The 14,904-nt window shown below is 34.7% G+C and carries 18 protein-coding genes, 1 pseudogene and 2 riboswitches; of the genes and pseudogenes, 8 read left to right on the top strand and 11 right to left on the bottom strand.

Going from position 1 to position 14,904, the window contains the following annotated elements; translation table 11 throughout:
• The first annotated feature begins 34 nt into the window (after window positions 1-34).
• Complete coding sequence (locus RCJ96_RS04395; RefSeq protein WP_000371613.1) at window positions 35-652, top strand: ImmA/IrrE family metallo-endopeptidase; 618 nt, start codon at window positions 35-37, stop codon at window positions 650-652.
• A gap of 15 nt (window positions 653-667) precedes the next feature.
• On the opposite strand, the pseudogene RCJ96_RS04390 reads toward RCJ96_RS04395, so the two are convergent.
• The 4 genes and pseudogenes from RCJ96_RS04390 to RCJ96_RS04375 all read right to left on the bottom strand — a co-directional run bounded on the left by RCJ96_RS04390 (window position 668) and on the right by RCJ96_RS04375 (window position 2,807).
• Window positions 668-877: pseudogene (locus tag RCJ96_RS04390) on the bottom strand (DNA-binding protein).
• A gap of 55 nt (window positions 878-932) precedes the next feature.
• Window positions 933-1,694, bottom strand: a complete 762-nt coding sequence (locus RCJ96_RS04385) for a DUF1129 domain-containing protein (protein WP_074606877.1) — start codon at window positions 1,692-1,694, stop codon at window positions 933-935.
• Window positions 1,695-1,710: 16 nt separating this feature from the next.
• Window positions 1,711-2,475, bottom strand: coding sequence for a DUF1129 domain-containing protein (locus RCJ96_RS04380; protein WP_316150429.1), 765 nt, complete (start codon window positions 2,473-2,475; stop codon window positions 1,711-1,713).
• Complete coding sequence (locus tag RCJ96_RS04375; RefSeq protein ID WP_000107964.1) at window positions 2,475-2,807, bottom strand: PadR family transcriptional regulator; 333 nt, start codon at window positions 2,805-2,807, stop codon at window positions 2,475-2,477. The genes RCJ96_RS04380 and RCJ96_RS04375 overlap by 1 nt, the downstream gene beginning before the upstream one ends.
• 195 nt (window positions 2,808-3,002) lie before the next feature.
• Here RCJ96_RS04375 and RCJ96_RS04370 point away from each other — a divergent pair, with 195 nt between their 5' ends.
• Window positions 3,003-3,779 carry a 3-hydroxybutyrate dehydrogenase gene (locus RCJ96_RS04370; RefSeq protein WP_000258436.1) on the top strand — a complete coding sequence of 259 codons (777 nt, stop codon included), beginning with the start codon at window positions 3,003-3,005 and terminating at the stop codon, window positions 3,777-3,779.
• Window positions 3,780-3,809: 30 nt separating this feature from the next.
• Here the strand turns inward: RCJ96_RS04370 and RCJ96_RS04365 are convergent, their stop codons facing one another.
• The 4 genes from RCJ96_RS04365 to RCJ96_RS04350 form a co-directional block, all read right to left on the bottom strand.
• Window positions 3,810-3,971 (bottom strand): YvrJ family protein, encoded by a 162-nt coding sequence (locus RCJ96_RS04365; protein WP_000393329.1) that lies wholly within the window; start codon window positions 3,969-3,971, stop codon window positions 3,810-3,812.
• A gap of 75 nt (window positions 3,972-4,046) precedes the next feature.
• Window positions 4,047-5,102 carry an S-methyl-5-thioribose-1-phosphate isomerase gene (gene mtnA / locus RCJ96_RS04360; protein WP_000109056.1) on the bottom strand — a complete coding sequence of 352 codons (1,056 nt, stop codon included), beginning with the start codon at window positions 5,100-5,102 and terminating at the stop codon, window positions 4,047-4,049.
• Entirely contained in the window at window positions 5,099-6,280 is a 1,182-nt protein-coding gene (mtnK, locus tag RCJ96_RS04355) for an S-methyl-5-thioribose kinase (RefSeq protein ID WP_074606881.1), read from the bottom strand. The genes mtnA and mtnK overlap by 4 nt, the downstream gene beginning before the upstream one ends.
• Before the next feature lie 90 nt (window positions 6,281-6,370).
• Window positions 6,371-6,512, bottom strand: a riboswitch (SAM riboswitch).
• Window positions 6,513-6,584: 72 nt separating this feature from the next.
• Window positions 6,585-7,448: a carbon-nitrogen family hydrolase gene (locus tag RCJ96_RS04350; RefSeq protein WP_316150436.1), complete on the bottom strand. Its 864-nt coding sequence runs from the start codon at window positions 7,446-7,448 to the stop codon at window positions 6,585-6,587.
• 14 nt (window positions 7,449-7,462) lie between these two features.
• Between RCJ96_RS04350 and RCJ96_RS04345 the strand changes: the two genes are divergently transcribed.
• The 6 genes from RCJ96_RS04345 to RCJ96_RS04320 all read left to right on the top strand — a co-directional run bounded on the left by RCJ96_RS04345 (window position 7,463) and on the right by RCJ96_RS04320 (window position 12,485).
• Window positions 7,463-8,641, top strand: a complete 1,179-nt coding sequence (locus RCJ96_RS04345; protein ID WP_316150438.1) for a pyridoxal phosphate-dependent aminotransferase — start codon at window positions 7,463-7,465, stop codon at window positions 8,639-8,641.
• 64 nt (window positions 8,642-8,705) lie between these two features.
• A riboswitch (SAM riboswitch) is annotated at window positions 8,706-8,811 on the top strand.
• A 64-nt stretch (window positions 8,812-8,875) separates the two neighbouring features.
• Complete coding sequence (gene mtnW / locus RCJ96_RS04340; protein ID WP_000014189.1) at window positions 8,876-10,120, top strand: 2,3-diketo-5-methylthiopentyl-1-phosphate enolase; 1,245 nt, start codon at window positions 8,876-8,878, stop codon at window positions 10,118-10,120.
• A complete protein-coding gene (gene mtnX / locus RCJ96_RS04335; protein ID WP_316150441.1) occupies window positions 10,117-10,776 on the top strand; it encodes a 2-hydroxy-3-keto-5-methylthiopentenyl-1-phosphate phosphatase in 660 nt (219 codons plus the stop codon). Before mtnW ends, mtnX begins: the two co-directional genes overlap by 4 nt.
• Window positions 10,773-11,411, top strand: coding sequence for a methylthioribulose 1-phosphate dehydratase (locus RCJ96_RS04330; protein WP_047957113.1), 639 nt, complete (start codon window positions 10,773-10,775; stop codon window positions 11,409-11,411). Before mtnX ends, RCJ96_RS04330 begins: the two co-directional genes overlap by 4 nt.
• Entirely contained in the window at window positions 11,389-11,901 is a 513-nt protein-coding gene (locus tag RCJ96_RS04325) for a 1,2-dihydroxy-3-keto-5-methylthiopentene dioxygenase (RefSeq protein ID WP_000057309.1), read from the top strand. Before RCJ96_RS04330 ends, RCJ96_RS04325 begins: the two co-directional genes overlap by 23 nt.
• A 308-nt stretch (window positions 11,902-12,209) precedes the next feature.
• On the top strand, window positions 12,210-12,485 hold the full coding sequence (locus RCJ96_RS04320; RefSeq protein ID WP_000054668.1) for a hypothetical protein: 276 nt from the start codon (window positions 12,210-12,212) through the stop codon (window positions 12,483-12,485).
• A gap of 50 nt (window positions 12,486-12,535) precedes the next feature.
• Here RCJ96_RS04320 and RCJ96_RS04315 read toward each other — a convergent pair whose 3' ends face one another.
• From RCJ96_RS04315 to RCJ96_RS04305, 3 genes are read right to left on the bottom strand one after another with little or no spacing between them, the layout of a single operon-like run.
• Window positions 12,536-12,868, bottom strand: coding sequence for a DUF3909 family protein (locus RCJ96_RS04315; RefSeq protein WP_074606885.1), 333 nt, complete (start codon window positions 12,866-12,868; stop codon window positions 12,536-12,538).
• A 1-nt stretch (window position 12,869) separates the two neighbouring features.
• Window positions 12,870-13,751, bottom strand: coding sequence for an NAD(P)-dependent oxidoreductase (locus RCJ96_RS04310; protein ID WP_074606886.1), 882 nt, complete (start codon window positions 13,749-13,751; stop codon window positions 12,870-12,872).
• Window positions 13,752-13,755: 4 nt separating this feature from the next.
• A complete protein-coding gene (locus tag RCJ96_RS04305) occupies window positions 13,756-14,892 on the bottom strand; it encodes a serine hydrolase domain-containing protein (protein WP_074606888.1) in 1,137 nt (378 codons plus the stop codon).
• Window positions 14,893-14,904: the final 12 nt, after the last annotated feature.

Genomic DNA, 14,904 nt, shown 5'->3' with positions numbered 1-14,904 from the left:
TATAGGAAGAATTTTTTCAGTTGAGGTGTTCCTTATGGATCCATACGTCAATATATGTATTTGCATTACTCCAGGCGCCGATATTTCTGATGACCGTATTGCAAAAGATTTAGCAGTTGCAGAGTCAATTTGGCACCCGATTACATTTCAAATTCAAGAAGTAATTGTTTTAAATGAACTCTTCCGTTTTTCTGACCGTGAAATTAGTTATAAAGATTCTATTCAAAGTCAGGAAAAATTAGCATCCTTTTTTCAAACTTGTGTAAATGAAGCTCCTGAATGCGACCTTTACATTTGTTATATTGGCAGTGATTATTTTAAAGAAACAGCAGTAATTGCCTGTGCCTACTCTTTAGCAAAACAACAGCAACTTACAGGGTATATCGTTTTAACAAACTCGGCTGCTCCTATGAAAAATATATATACGCTCGCTCATGAAATTGGTCATATTTTATTTACAAGACGTGTTCACGGAAAACTTACTCACGCAGATCCTCATTCCCCAACTGGCTCGGAGCACCATCCTTCTCCAACAAATCTTATGTATCCGATCGTCCCTCGCCCTGAAAATGTCCATATTCAGTCTCTATTAACGAGCGAACAAAAAGCACTCTCTTTACAAAGCTCTTTATTGCAAAGAAAAAAACAGTAACAATTTTGTTACTGTTTAAAACAATAGATTCCAATCAATAAACCAAATTCCGGCTGCAACGGATGCAAATATACAACTAAACATAAATACAATTACTCTAAAAATCTCTATATAATATTTCTTTGGAAATAATTTTTTCATATCCAGAGCAGCCCTTTACCTATTAAACCGAAGAACAAAACATAACCTGAAAATCGCTAAACCTAAAAATACAATAGACAATATACCTTAAAATATACTTTGCATATTAGTTCTCCTCTTAATAAAAATTAGAATTCAACTAATTTACACTTTTTCTCTCTTCAATTTTTAAAGACCATCTCATTAATCCATATATACTTCCATACATAAGTAAGATCTTTGCAATTCCCCAAAATACATTTCTTTCTTCTAAGTCTTTAAATAAGAACATAATCGCAAGAGGAACAATAAGTACCGCAACACCCATCCAACCAAGAACATATACTTCACCAATAAGAAGTAATAAAAATATAGTTACTGCTAATATATATGTCTGCATTGTCGACAATTGTAAAATTGGCGTCCCATACCATTTATTCATAAACATTAATAACACTAATAATAAAATAGGTATCATCACTATTACATAAATAATTCCAAACTCTACTAATTTACTTTTAAAAGAAGACATTCTAAACGCAACAATCGTTCCAATAATCGTAATAATTAAAACAATAGGATAACCAATTAACTGTACATTTGTTAACGTAAATTGTTGATTCGGATTTCCAAATAAAATATTTGTAAGTAACCAATACCCGCCAATACCAATTATCATTCCTAAGATACTTTTTATACTCCCGCCTTTATCCTTCTCCATCTCTTTCGCTAATTCTTCCGCATACTCTTTTGGCGAATTACCAAATATATCACTTACCGTCTTTCCCTCTTTCTCACCTTCAATTAAATGAAACTCTGCATCTTCTAGAAAGGCATCCACATCTTCTTCTTTCATTCCTTTTGTTATTAAATACACTTTCGTATCGATTAAAAACTTTTCTCCTTCTTTAGAAATCTTCATGATCATCCCTCCCTTATTAAACCGTTTCTCTTCTATTCGTCTTCATCATAATTTCAAGGAAAATTAAAATAAATAAACTTCCGTATAAACATATAATTTGAAATAACATTGGAACAAGGTCTTCTGATGTAAATGTTTTAAACAGTAACATAATCGAAAGCGGGATGATTAAATATAAGTTTTTAAACCATCCATTAAAATATATATTTATTGCTACTGTAATGATGAAAATACCACCAGCTAATATATAACTTTGCATTTGGGTGAATATAAACATTTTTGTAGGATAAATCACATCTAATATCGTTACAGCCCCTATTAGAAACATTGGTGCGATTATGACTAACGACCACATAGCAAACCATATTTTTGTAAAACTTGTTACGAAAGTCATTTTGCGAAGTAGAAAATTAGGACCTATCACAACTAAAATTAATGACAAACTATATCCAACGCACTGAATAAGTGACATCTGTAATAGTCCGTTATTCACTATTAGAATAGAAGCAATAATCCAAAACGATACGATATTCATTACTGTAAAACCAATTTGCTTCCACGTTTCCTGTCTATCTCTTTCCATCACTTTTACAAGTTCATTTGCGTATTCTTTCGGTGAGCTTCCGAAAATTTCTTCTACACTTTTCCCATCACTCTCACCTTCTATTAAATGAAGTTCTGCGTCTTCAATAAAGCTTTCAATATCGCTTTCTTTCACACTCTTTGCAGTCAAAAACAACCTCATATCTAATAAAAACTTTCGTGCTTCATTTGATAGCATTATCTTCTTCTCCCCTTTCCTTCAAGTAGACGTTCCACACTACTTTGCATCGCTTCCCAGCGATCCATAAATTCATCCAGTGCATCTTCGCCATCTTCTGTTAACGTGTAATACTTCCGTTTTGGACCAGATGGGGATTCCTTCATTACACTTTTTATGAATCCTTCCTTTTGCATTCGTATTAATAACGGATAAATACTTCCCTCACTCGCCATTGTAAAGCCATACTTTGCTAGCTTCTCACTCATTTCATAACCGTATATTTCACCTTCAGAAATAATAGCAAGTAAGCATCCTTCTAAAATCCCTTTCAGCATTTGACTTGTCGACATAATTCAAATCCTCCTACTATCTTGTTTTACAAGATAGATAAGCGTAAGTATCTTGCTTTACAAAATAGTATAGCAAAGACTATTTTGCAAAACAAGATAGCTAGCAATATTTTTCCAAACCTTTGCAGGATTTTTCTTATCCACTCTCTAAATAGAGCAATATGAGAACTTTATTATGAAGGGATGTTTTTCATCATGGTTACAAATCGAGTTGTTTTTTTAACAGGTGCTGCAAGTGGTATTGGATATGAAATGGGAAACGCTTTTGCAAAAGAAGGTGCAAAAGTTGTTATTACCGATCGTCTTGAAGAGCGTGCAAAAGAAGCTGCTGAACAACTACAAAAAGAGGGCTTTCAAGCTATCGGCTTAAAATGTGATGTTACATCCGAAGAAGAAATAGAAGCATCCATTTCCCAAACTGTTAATCATTTCGGTTCATTAGACATATTAATTAATAACGCAGGAATGCAACACGTTTCACCAATTGAAGATTTTCCAACCGAAAAATTCGAGCTACTAATTAAAATTATGCAAATCGCTCCTTTTATCGCCATTAAGCATGCCTTTCCCATTATGAAAAAGCAAAAATATGGCCGAATTATTAATGTAGCTTCCATTAATGGCCTCGTTGGATTCGCTGGAAAAGCTGCTTATAATAGCGCAAAACATGGTGTAATTGGATTAACAAAAGTTGCCGCTTTAGAAGGGGCTACTCACGGAATTACTGTTAATGCACTTTGTCCCGGTTATGTCGATACCCCTCTCGTACGGAATCAATTACAAGACTTGGCCACTACACGAAATGTACCACTCGAAAATGTTTTAGAGGATGTCATTTATCCACTTGTCCCACAAAAACGCTTATTACAAGTACAAGAGATTGCTGATTATGCGATGTTTTTAGCGAGCGAAAAAGCTAAAGGTATAACTGGCCAAGCTGTCGTTATCGATGGTGGTTATACCGCTCAATAAAAAATAAAGTTTGCTCACGAAGAGCAAACTTTATTTTTTATCGCGAGGATCATCGTACTTTAGTAATTGCCTTGGCAACTTCTCTATTGCAACAATTACCCCATCTAATTTACTTTCAATTCGATGAAGTAAATATAATGTTACAACAATAGGAAACCCTACATTACCTATCATCTTGATCCACTCTTCCATCTTTTTCTCCTCCTTTCATTATATAAATAAGAGAAAAGAACACATTTAGGCATAAAAAAAACAAGCTATTAAGTATTAGCTTGTTTTTTCAAACAATGATGCAATTTCTCGCTTATAATCTCCGCATATAATACCTTTCTCAGTAATAATACCTGTAATTAATTTATTTGGTGTTACATCAAATGCAGGATTATAAACAGTAGTTCCAACTGGTGCCACCTGTTTCCCAAAAATTTTCGTAACTTCTGTTTCATCTCTTTCTTCAATAACAATTTCTGCACCTGTTTGTTTCGTAATATCAAATGTCGATAGTGGAGCTGCAACGTAGAACGGGATATCGAAATACTTTGCTAATATAGCTAAATTCATCGTTCCGATTTTATTTGCTGTATCCCCATTTGCGACAATTCGGTCCGCTCCTACAATAATTGCGTTGATTTCTTTCGTTTGAATAGCATGAGCTGCCGTATTATCTGTAATAAGTGTTACATCAATACCTGCCTGTTTTAATTCCCAGGTCGTTAAACGTCCGCCTTGTAAAACCGGTCTCGTTTCACACGCATACGCATGTAACCGTACACCCTTTTCTTTCCCAATATAAAACGGTGCTAATGCAGTACCATATCTAGCAGTTGCAATACTGCCAGCGTTACAAATTGTTAAAATGTTATCACCGTCTTTAAAGCATGTTAATGCATGTTCTCCAATACTCCGGCATACCGCTTCATCTTCTTGCTGAATACGAAGCGCTTCTTCTTCTAATATTTTTTGCGCTTCTTTTATTGTAGTAATTTCTTGAATAGATTCTCTCATACGATCGATTGCCCAAAATAAATTGACTGCTGTCGGGCGTGACGTCCCTAAATAATTACAATCTCTATTAAACTTCTTTTGAAATTCTTCAATATGTAAAGTAGTATATTTTTTTGATGCAAGCGCCAAGCCAAATGCAGCTACAATTCCAATTGCAGGTGCTCCTCTTACTTCTAGCATGACAATACTTTTCCATACCTCTTCAATCGTCGTTAATGTTTTGTATTCTGTGCTATGCGGCAACTTTGTTTGATTTAATACTGCAATGGCATCACCTTTCCAACTGACAGACCTCGGAATCGTAACAACTGTACTCATGCTTTTATCCCTCCAGAAACTGTCTGTTGAAATAATGTTCGGAACAGTTGAATATCGGCGTTCTTAGACTCATATTTTATTAGTTCTTTCCCTAAGGATAACGCTTGTTTCTTAGCTTGAATTCTCGTTTCTTTATTTGTTATTTCATCTAAATCAGCTACATGTGCTAAGCCAATTGTTCTACGGATAAGCTCACATCCTGCAAACCCGACGGCATCCGTAAAAATGTTTTGCAAAATAATTGGTAGCCATTGCTTTTCTTTCGTATATGCTTCTACACCTTCTCCAATCCATAACTTCGTAAAAGTTTCTACAAAATAACTCCATGTCTTCTCTACATGAAAAAATAATACACCTCTCTGTTCTTCTTCTCTAGATAGAGCATTTAATAATAGATTTGCAATAAATTGCCCGATGTCAAATCCAAATGGACCGTACGTTGCAAATTCTGGGTCAATCACTTTCGTTTCAGAAGGTGATGAAAAAATACTTCCAGTATGTAAATCTCCATGAATGAGTGCCTCTTTTCTCGTTAAAAATTTATATTTATATTGCGCTACTTTTAGTTTTAAAGTTTTATCACTCCATAGTTCATCTACAGCCAATTGTAACTCCGGCTCATAATCATTCGTATCGTAATGCCCAAACGGATCTGTAAACACTAAATCTTCTGTTATTTTGCAAAGGTCTGGATTTACAAATGTACCTTCTAGTACCCTTTTTTCTTCTGACTCTAACCCGAAATCTGAAGTATAAAACAAAACATGTGCTAGAAAACGACCAATATGTTGAGATAAAAGTGGATACTCCTCTCCATCTATTAATCCTGTTCTTGTAATGGTTAGCCTTGATAAGTCTTCTATAACTGTTACTGCTAACTCTTCATCATGACTGTACACTACCGGCACATATTCAGGTACATACTTCGCGAAAATTTGTAATGCTTTACTTTCAATCGTTGCTCTTTTTATAGACAACGGCCAGCTCTCACCAACTACTTTCGCATATGGTAGTGCTTGTTTTATTATAATTGACTTCTCTCCATCATCTAATTTGAACACGTAATTTAAATTTCCATCTCCAATTTCATGACAAACTACATTTGCTTTCTTTTCAAAATAACCGTGTTCTTTCGCATATTGTATAGCTGTTATTTCAGTTAATGCATAATATCCCATCGTCTTCTCCCCCTTTTTTCATTCAGAGGTTTTTCTGACGTAGAAAAACCTCTTTCCACTAAGAAAGAGGTTTGAAGTTTATCTTCTCCCCTCTTATCTGCCAGAAAGTTTTACTTTCTGCTGGAATTAGCACCGTGCCTTTTGGCGTCATAAACGCCCCATTTCACAATGGTATTACGGTCGGTTGCTGGGCTTCATCGGGCCAAATCCCTCCACCTGCTCTTGATAAGAGTTGTATAATTTTTTAGAATTTTTAACTTTATGTTGAAGACTATACCAAGAATAAAAATCACTTGTCAACATTTTATTTGTATAATTCTGGACGACGATCTGCAAAAACTGGAATTCCTTTACGTACTTCTTCAATTTTCTCGAATGTAAGCTCTCCAAATAAAATTGATTCTTTTTCATTCGCTTCTACAACAACTTCGCCCCAAGGGTCGACAATTAAAGAATGACCAGCAAACTCATTATTTGGATCTTTTCCTGCCCTATTACATGCAACAACATAACACTGATTTTCAACCGCTCTTGCTTGTAATAGCAAACGCCAATGTGCTAAACGAACTAATGGCCATTCAGCTACAACAAATAAAACTTTTGCACCTTTAGCAGTATGAACACGCATCCACTCTGGAAAACGAATGTCATAACAAATTGTGCCAGCACACTCTACATCATCTAACTTAAATTCACCTGTACTATTTCCAGCGATTAAATATTTATGTTCATCCATAAGCTGAAATAAATGTACTTTACTATATTCATTAACTAGTTCTCCTTTATTCGTTACAACATACATTGTATTTGTAACACCTTGTTCTGTTTGCTTTGCTATAGAACCACCAACAATATGTACACCATATTGTTTCGACCATTCTATCAACTTTTCTTTCGTTTCCAATCCATCCCTATCTGCAATTTCAGAAAGTCTCGTTAAATCATAACCTGTTGTCCATAGTTCTGGTAAGACGATAACATCTGGTCTTTCCTTCATTGCTTCGCTTATTTTATTTTTAGCATTCTCAATATTTTTTTCTACATCTCCAAAGACAATATCCATTTGAATACATGCGACTTTCATTTTTTCAGCCCCATTCTCATTTTTTTCTTTACAAAATACTGGAAAGATTATATCATTTGTCACTAGAATTGTAACAACTTTCAAAAGAGGTGGAAAGTATGAAATTATTTCAACCTTCTGAGATAGTAACATCATTGCCAACACAATTTTTTGCTTCACTTGTTGCAAAAGTTAATAAAGTCGTTGCAGCTGGTCACGATGTTATTAATCTAGGTCAAGGTAATCCAGATCAACCAACACCGCAGCATATCGTAAAAGCTTTACAAGATGCTGCAGAAAAGACCATTCATCATAAATATCCGCCATTTCGCGGACATGAAAGTTTAAAAGAAGCCGTGGCAACATTCTATCAACGTGAATATGATGTAGTAGTAAATCCAAAAACTGAAGTTGCTATTTTGTTTGGTGGAAAGGCTGGATTAGTAGAATTACCAGTTTGTTTTACAAACCCTGGTGATACGATTCTCGTTCCCGATCCAGGCTATCCAGATTATTTATCAGGAGTTGCTTTAGCGAAAGCACAATTTGAAACAATGCCGCTTATTGCAGAAAATAATTTTTTACCAGATTATACGAAAATCGATGACTCTATTTCCGAGCGTGCAAAATTAATGTTTTTAAACTATCCAAATAATCCGACCGGTGCTACTGCATCAAAAGATTTCTTTGATGAAACCATTCATTTTGCTAATAAACATAATATATTAGTCGTTCATGATTTTGCTTACGGTGCGATTGGATTCGATGGTCAAAAACCTGTTAGTTTCTTACAAGCAGATGGTGCCAAAGATACAGGAATCGAAATTTACACATTATCGAAAACTTTCAATATGGCTGGCTGGCGCATCGCTTTTGCGGTAGGGAATGAAAGTGTCATTGAAACAATTAACTTATTACAAGATCATATGTATGTTAGTATTTTTGGTGCCATTCAAGATGCTGCCCGCGAAGCACTATTAGGTTCACAGTCTTGCGTCATAGACCTTGTAAATAGTTACGAATCTCGAAGAAACGCTCTTATTTCAGCTTGTCATTCAATTGGTTGGAATGTAGGCATTCCAACAGGGTCATTCTTTGCATGGCTTCCCGTTCCAAAAGGATATACTTCTGAGAGATTTTCCAATATTTTACTAGAAAAAGCACACGTTGCAGTTGCTCCTGGTGTTGGATTTGGTGAACATGGCGAAGGGTACGTCCGTGTTGGTCTCTTGCATACAGAAGATAGATTACGAGAAGCCATTAATCGAATTGATAAATTAAATTTTTTTAAAAAGTAATTGACAACATGAAAAATATCTGACAAAATTCAGTTATCTTAAAAATTTAAACATTTCTAAATACTTCTTATCAAGAGCAGGTGGAGGGACGAGCCCGACGAAACCCGGCAACCGATCTACAATTGTAGACACGGTGCTAATTCTCGCAGCATTACGCTGACAGATAAGGAGCTGGTTGTAAAAAAACCTCTCCTTAGCTGAGAGTTTTTTTTATTTAACTAGGAGGTTATAACAATGAGCGGAATTATAGCGACATATTTAATCCATGATGATTCACATAACTTAGAAAAAAAAGCTGAGCAAATTGCACTCGGTTTAACAATTGGCTCTTGGACTCATTTGCCGCATTTATTGCAAGAACAGTTAAAGCAGCATAAAGGCAACGTCATTCATGTTGAGGAATTAGCTGAGCATGAACATACCAACTCGTATTTACGTAAAAAAGTAAAACGCGGAATTATTAAAATCGAATATCCATTATTAAACTTCAGTCCAGATTTACCAGCAATTTTGACAACTACATTTGGAAAGCTATCACTTGATGGCGAAGTAAAATTAATTGACTTAACTTTTTCAGATGGGTTAAAAAAACATTTTCCTGGTCCAAAATTCGGGATAGATGGTATTCGAAATCTTTTACAAGTGCATGATCGTCCCCTTTTAATGAGTATTTTTAAAGGAATGATTGGACGAAATATTGGGTATTTAAAAACGCAATTACGCGATCAAGCAATTGGTGGTGTAGATATCGTAAAAGATGATGAAATATTATTTGAAAATGCATTAACACCACTTACGAAACGCATTGTATCTGGAAAAGAAGTTTTACAATCCGTATATGAAACGTACGGACATAAAACGTTATACGCCGTAAATGTAACAGGACGAACTTTTGATTTAAAAGAAAATGCAAAACGTGCAGTGCAAGCTGGAGCTGATATTTTATTATTTAACGTATTTGCTTACGGACTAGATGTACTACAATCACTTGCAGAAGATGATGAAATCCCAGTTCCTATTATGGCACACCCTGCTGTAAGTGGCGCTTATTCAGCATCCAAGTTATATGGAATTTCATCTCCATTATTACTCGGAAAGCTGCTACGTTATGCTGGGGCTGATTTTTCATTATTCCCATCTCCATACGGAAGTGTTGCGCTAGAAAAAGAGGAAGCTCTTGCTATCTCAAAATATTTAACTGAAGACGATGTGTTTTTCAAGAAGAGCTTTTCTGTTCCGTCTGCTGGTATTCATCCTGGCTTCGTTCCCTTTATTATACGAGATTTCGGTAAAGATGTTGTTATTAATGCTGGCGGTGGGATACATGGACATCCAAATGGAGCGCAAGGCGGCGGTAAAGCTTTCCGTACTGCCATTGATGCTACTTTGCAAAATAAACCACTCCATGAAGTAGATGATATAAATTTGCATAGTGCACTACAAATATGGGGAAATCCCTCTCATGAGGTGAAATTATGAGTATTCAAGTATTTTGTGATTTCGATGGCACGATTACAAATAATGATAACATTATGTCCATTATGGAGAAATTCGCACCAACAGAAGCTGAAGAAGTAAAGAATAGAATTTTATCACAAGAGCTATCTATTCAAGAAGGTGTTTCTCAATTATTTCAATTCATACCTACTAATCTGCACGATGAAATTATTCATTTTTTAATAGAGACTGCTGAAATTCGTAATGGTTTTCATGAATTTATACAATTTGTAAATGAAAACAATATTTCCTTTTATGTTATATCAGGTGGAATGGATTTCTTCGTCTATCCACTCTTACAAGGACTCATTCCAAAAGAGCAAATTTACTGTAATGAAACAGATTTTTCAAATGAATACATTACGGTGAATTGGCCTCATCCTTGTGATCGTCTTTGTCAAAATCATTGCGGATTATGTAAATCATCACTCATCCGTAAATTGAGTGATACGAATGACTTCCATATTGTAATTGGAGATTCAATTACCGATTTACAAGCTGCAAAACAAGCGGATAAAGTGTTCGCTCGTGATTTCCTTATTACAAAATGCGAAGAAAATCATATTTCTTATACACCATTTGAAACGTTTCACGATGTTCAAACTGAATTAAAACATTTGTTGGAGGTGAAATTATGAAACAACTTTTTCGTCAATGGTATGACTTAAGCGAGATAAAAAAAGAATTAACAACACGAAATTGGTTTCCAGCAACGAGTGGTAATATTTCTATAAAGGTTAGTCATGAACCACTCACTTTTCTCATTACAGCAAGTGGTAAAGATAAAACCAAAACGACTCCAGATGACTTTCTACTAGTAGATCATCTAGGGATTCCCGTATTAGAGACTGAATTACGTCCCTCAGCAGAAACAATCTTGCATACACATATTTATAACAATACGAATGCTGGGTGCGTCCTTCATGTTCATACAACTGATAACAATGTCATCACAAATTTATATAGTGATGCTGTCACACTTCAAAATCAAGAAATTATTAAAGCTCTCGATATTTGGGAAGAAGGTGCAACAATTCACATTCCTATTATCGAAAACCACGCTCATATCCCAACGCTTGGAGAAAACTTCCGCAAGCATATACAGGGAGATTCGGGGGCAGTATTAATCCGTAACCATGGTATTACCGTATGGGGCCGAGATAGCTTTGATGCAAAGAAAAGATTAGAAGCTTATGAGTTTTTATTCCAATTTCATATAAAACTACTATCAATTCAAGGAGGCGTTTCTAATGGCGCAAATTCGTATTCATGAAGTAAATACTCGCATTGAAAATGAAGTGGAAGTATCTAAATTTCTACAAGAGGAAGGTGTTTTATATGAGAAATGGAATATTTCTAAACTTCCTCCTCATTTAAATGAAAATTATTCGTTAACAGATGAAAACAAGGCTGAAATATTAGCTGTGTTTTCAAAAGAAATTGCTGATGTTTCAGCACGCCGAGGTTATAAAGCACATGATGTAATTTCACTTTCAAATAGCACACCTAACCTTGACGAACTATTAATTAATTTCCAAAAAGAACACCATCATACTGATGATGAAGTTCGCTTTATTGTTAGTGGTCATGGCATCTTTGCCATTGAAGGAAAAGATGGGACATTCTTTGACGTTGAACTTGAGCCAGGCGATCTCATATCTGTTCCTGAAAATGCAAGACATTATTTTACCTTGCAAGATGATCGTCAAGTTGTAGCTATTCGTATTTTTGTTACAACTGAAGGTTGGGTTCCAATCTATTAAGGTAGTTAGTTGAATAAAAGGTCTTGGACCCCCTTTTCCAACCTTTTATTCACTCTACATATATACATCCTCCTATGGAGCAGGCTTATTTCAAAAAAAATGAAATAAGCCTGATTTTTTATTTTCTCAAACATATGCGTCCCTCCTTTCAAAAACGATCTTATCCTTCTGTTTTCCAAGTGTATTTCTTAACATTTTTTGAACATTTATTGAACTTTTTTTGACTTTTTTCTGAAAATTCTGTTTTGTATATGATATACTACAATTAACTAAGAAGGAAAAAATATCGCAAACAGAGGGGGATAATCATGAGTTTACTTATCGCACTTATACTAGGGGTTACGTGTGGAGCACTTCCTATTATTCTAGGAGCTATTATGGAAGAATTAGAAGTTGGTGTTTTAGGTTTTGTTGCATCTTGTGTAAGCGCTTTATTTTTTGGTTTGTTCGGTGCTATTCCTGTTTCAATTCTGTGTGCATTTTATATAATACGCCATGCTCGTACAAAACAATTTGGTCCTAATCACATCGCGCAAGTTATTCCATTCCCAATTGAACGATGCCGCCGTGCTTCTAGCTTATAATTATAAAATTAAATATACTTAAATAAATAAAAGCCCTCAAATGAGGACTTTTATTTATTTTCTTCTAGAAATTGAAACAATTCTTGTAGGTGCAAAGCGTCTTCACTATAGCTAACAGATACATGATATATACTATCAATCTCCGCTTCCATGTAAAGATCAACTCCATCTCGATCATATTTCAATGCCAAATAAAATTCCATTTCTTCTAGCATCTTTTTTGAAGTTCGAATAACGTAATGCCCTTTTTCATCTCTTCCATATTCGAATTTCGGTTCAAAATCATATTTTTGTTTAAAAGCTTCTATTTGTTTTTCATTAATTTGTACACAAGTTGCTCGTTGTACAGCATCAATCATCTCATCAAATTTTTGAAGATCCATCTTACTTACCCCCTATGTATTTTTTGTATAACACTTGTGTTCCGCTATTCTCTTCTCCATCTTTTATTAGCTCTTCATACAATTCCTTCGCCAAACTTAAACCTGGTACTGGTAATTGTAATTTTTCAGCCTCATCTAAAGCAATCTTCATATCTTTCATAAAATGCTTTACATAAAACCCCGGTTCAAAATCTCCCTTTAACATGCGAGGGGCTAAATTGCTTAATGACCAGCTACCTGCTGCACCCGTTGAAATGCTCTCTAACACTTTATCTGGATCTAGTCCAGCTTTTTTCGCATAAGCAACCGCTTCACATACTCCAATCATATTAGAAGCAATTGCAATTTGATTGCACATTTTTGTATGTTGTCCACTTCCAGCTGGTCCTTGCAACTGAATATTTGTTCCTAGTTTTTCAAATAACGGTAAACATTTTTCATATATTTCTTTCTCGCCACCGACCATAATTGCGAGTCTTGCCTCTTTCGCACCGACGTCTCCTCCAGATACAGGCGCATCTAACGTATATATATTCTTACTTTTACCCGCTTCATTAATACGTTTTGCCAATGTTGGTGTAGATGTCGTGAAATCAATTGTAATTGTACCTTCATTTGCATTCTCCAAAATCCCATCTATCCCAAAATACACTTCTTCTACATCATGTGGATATCCTACCATAGTCATTACAACATCCACTTGCTTTACTAAGTCTTTCGGTGTATCACACCAATTTGCACCATCTTGCACTAAAGAGTCTGTTTTCGATTTTGTTCTATTATATACATATACTGTATGACCGTCTTGCATGAAATGACGCACCATACTTTTTCCCATTACACCAATACCAATGAAACCAATTGATACATTTTTATGTTTCATTTTCTCATCCCCTTTGTTCTAATAAATCACTTACCATCTTTCGGAAATCTTTATTGAAGTCATCATCCATACTATTTTTCACATTTGAAAATAAAATAACAAAAGTCCCTTTTTCTTTATTAAAATTATTGAAAGTGTTCCAACCAGATAGTACACCATGATTATGAAAATAATCCGGATATATGTAAAAACTAAATGCATATTTTCGTTCTGTTGAAGGTGAAAACATCGCTTGTATACTTTGTTCAGAAAGAAGTTTTCCATTTATAATTGCTTCGTCTAATTTCTTCATATCTCCAACTGTCGTATACATCTCACCACAACCATATAGCCAATCCATGCCTACCTTCTGCGCTGGTACAAGCTCTTGATTTTTTTTCACATAACCCTTTGTAAAATTTTTATCTCCAGGTACCATATTTCCCATACCAGATTCATGCATATCTGCTTTTGTAAATATATTTTCTTTTATATAATCTCCTAAAGGTTTTTTCGATATATGTTCTATTATATAGGCAAGCACCATATAATTATAATCTGTATATCTCCAACCTGTTCCTGCAGGAAATTCTAAATTTTGACGTCCAATCCAATTAATTAACTGTAAACGGGAAGCAGCATTAACATTGCCTTTTGCGTGTTCAGGTAAACCAGAGGTATGCGTTAATAAATGATATAACGTAATATTTTTATTCTCCGGAAATGAAGGAATATATTTATTTACATTATCTTGAATATTTAGCTTACCTTGATCCTGCAGTTGTAAAATAGATGTAGCCACAACTGTTTTTGTAATAGAACCGATACGATATTTTGTGTGAGGCATATTTTCTATTTTATTTTGAACATCAGCATACCCATATCCTTTATTCAATATAACATGCTCTTTATCTGTTACCAAAACTGTTCCATTGAATTGCTTTCCGACTAAATATTGATCTAATTCTTGAGATATGCTAGCGTAATCAATTTGCTTTTCTTTTTCTTCTTCTATATTCTCTTGTACTTCTGATTCAACAGCAGGATTCACCTTAGTTGTTAATTCTTTATTTTCCTTTATATTAGAATTATAGAGAAAATAGTATACTCCTCCACAAACTAAAGCACATATTGAAACTATCATCATTATTTTTTTTATCATTTTGTTCCTCCA

This window comes from Bacillus sp. BSL6, assembly GCF_052928345.1.
This window is presented reverse-complemented; position numbering and strand designations above follow the sequence as displayed.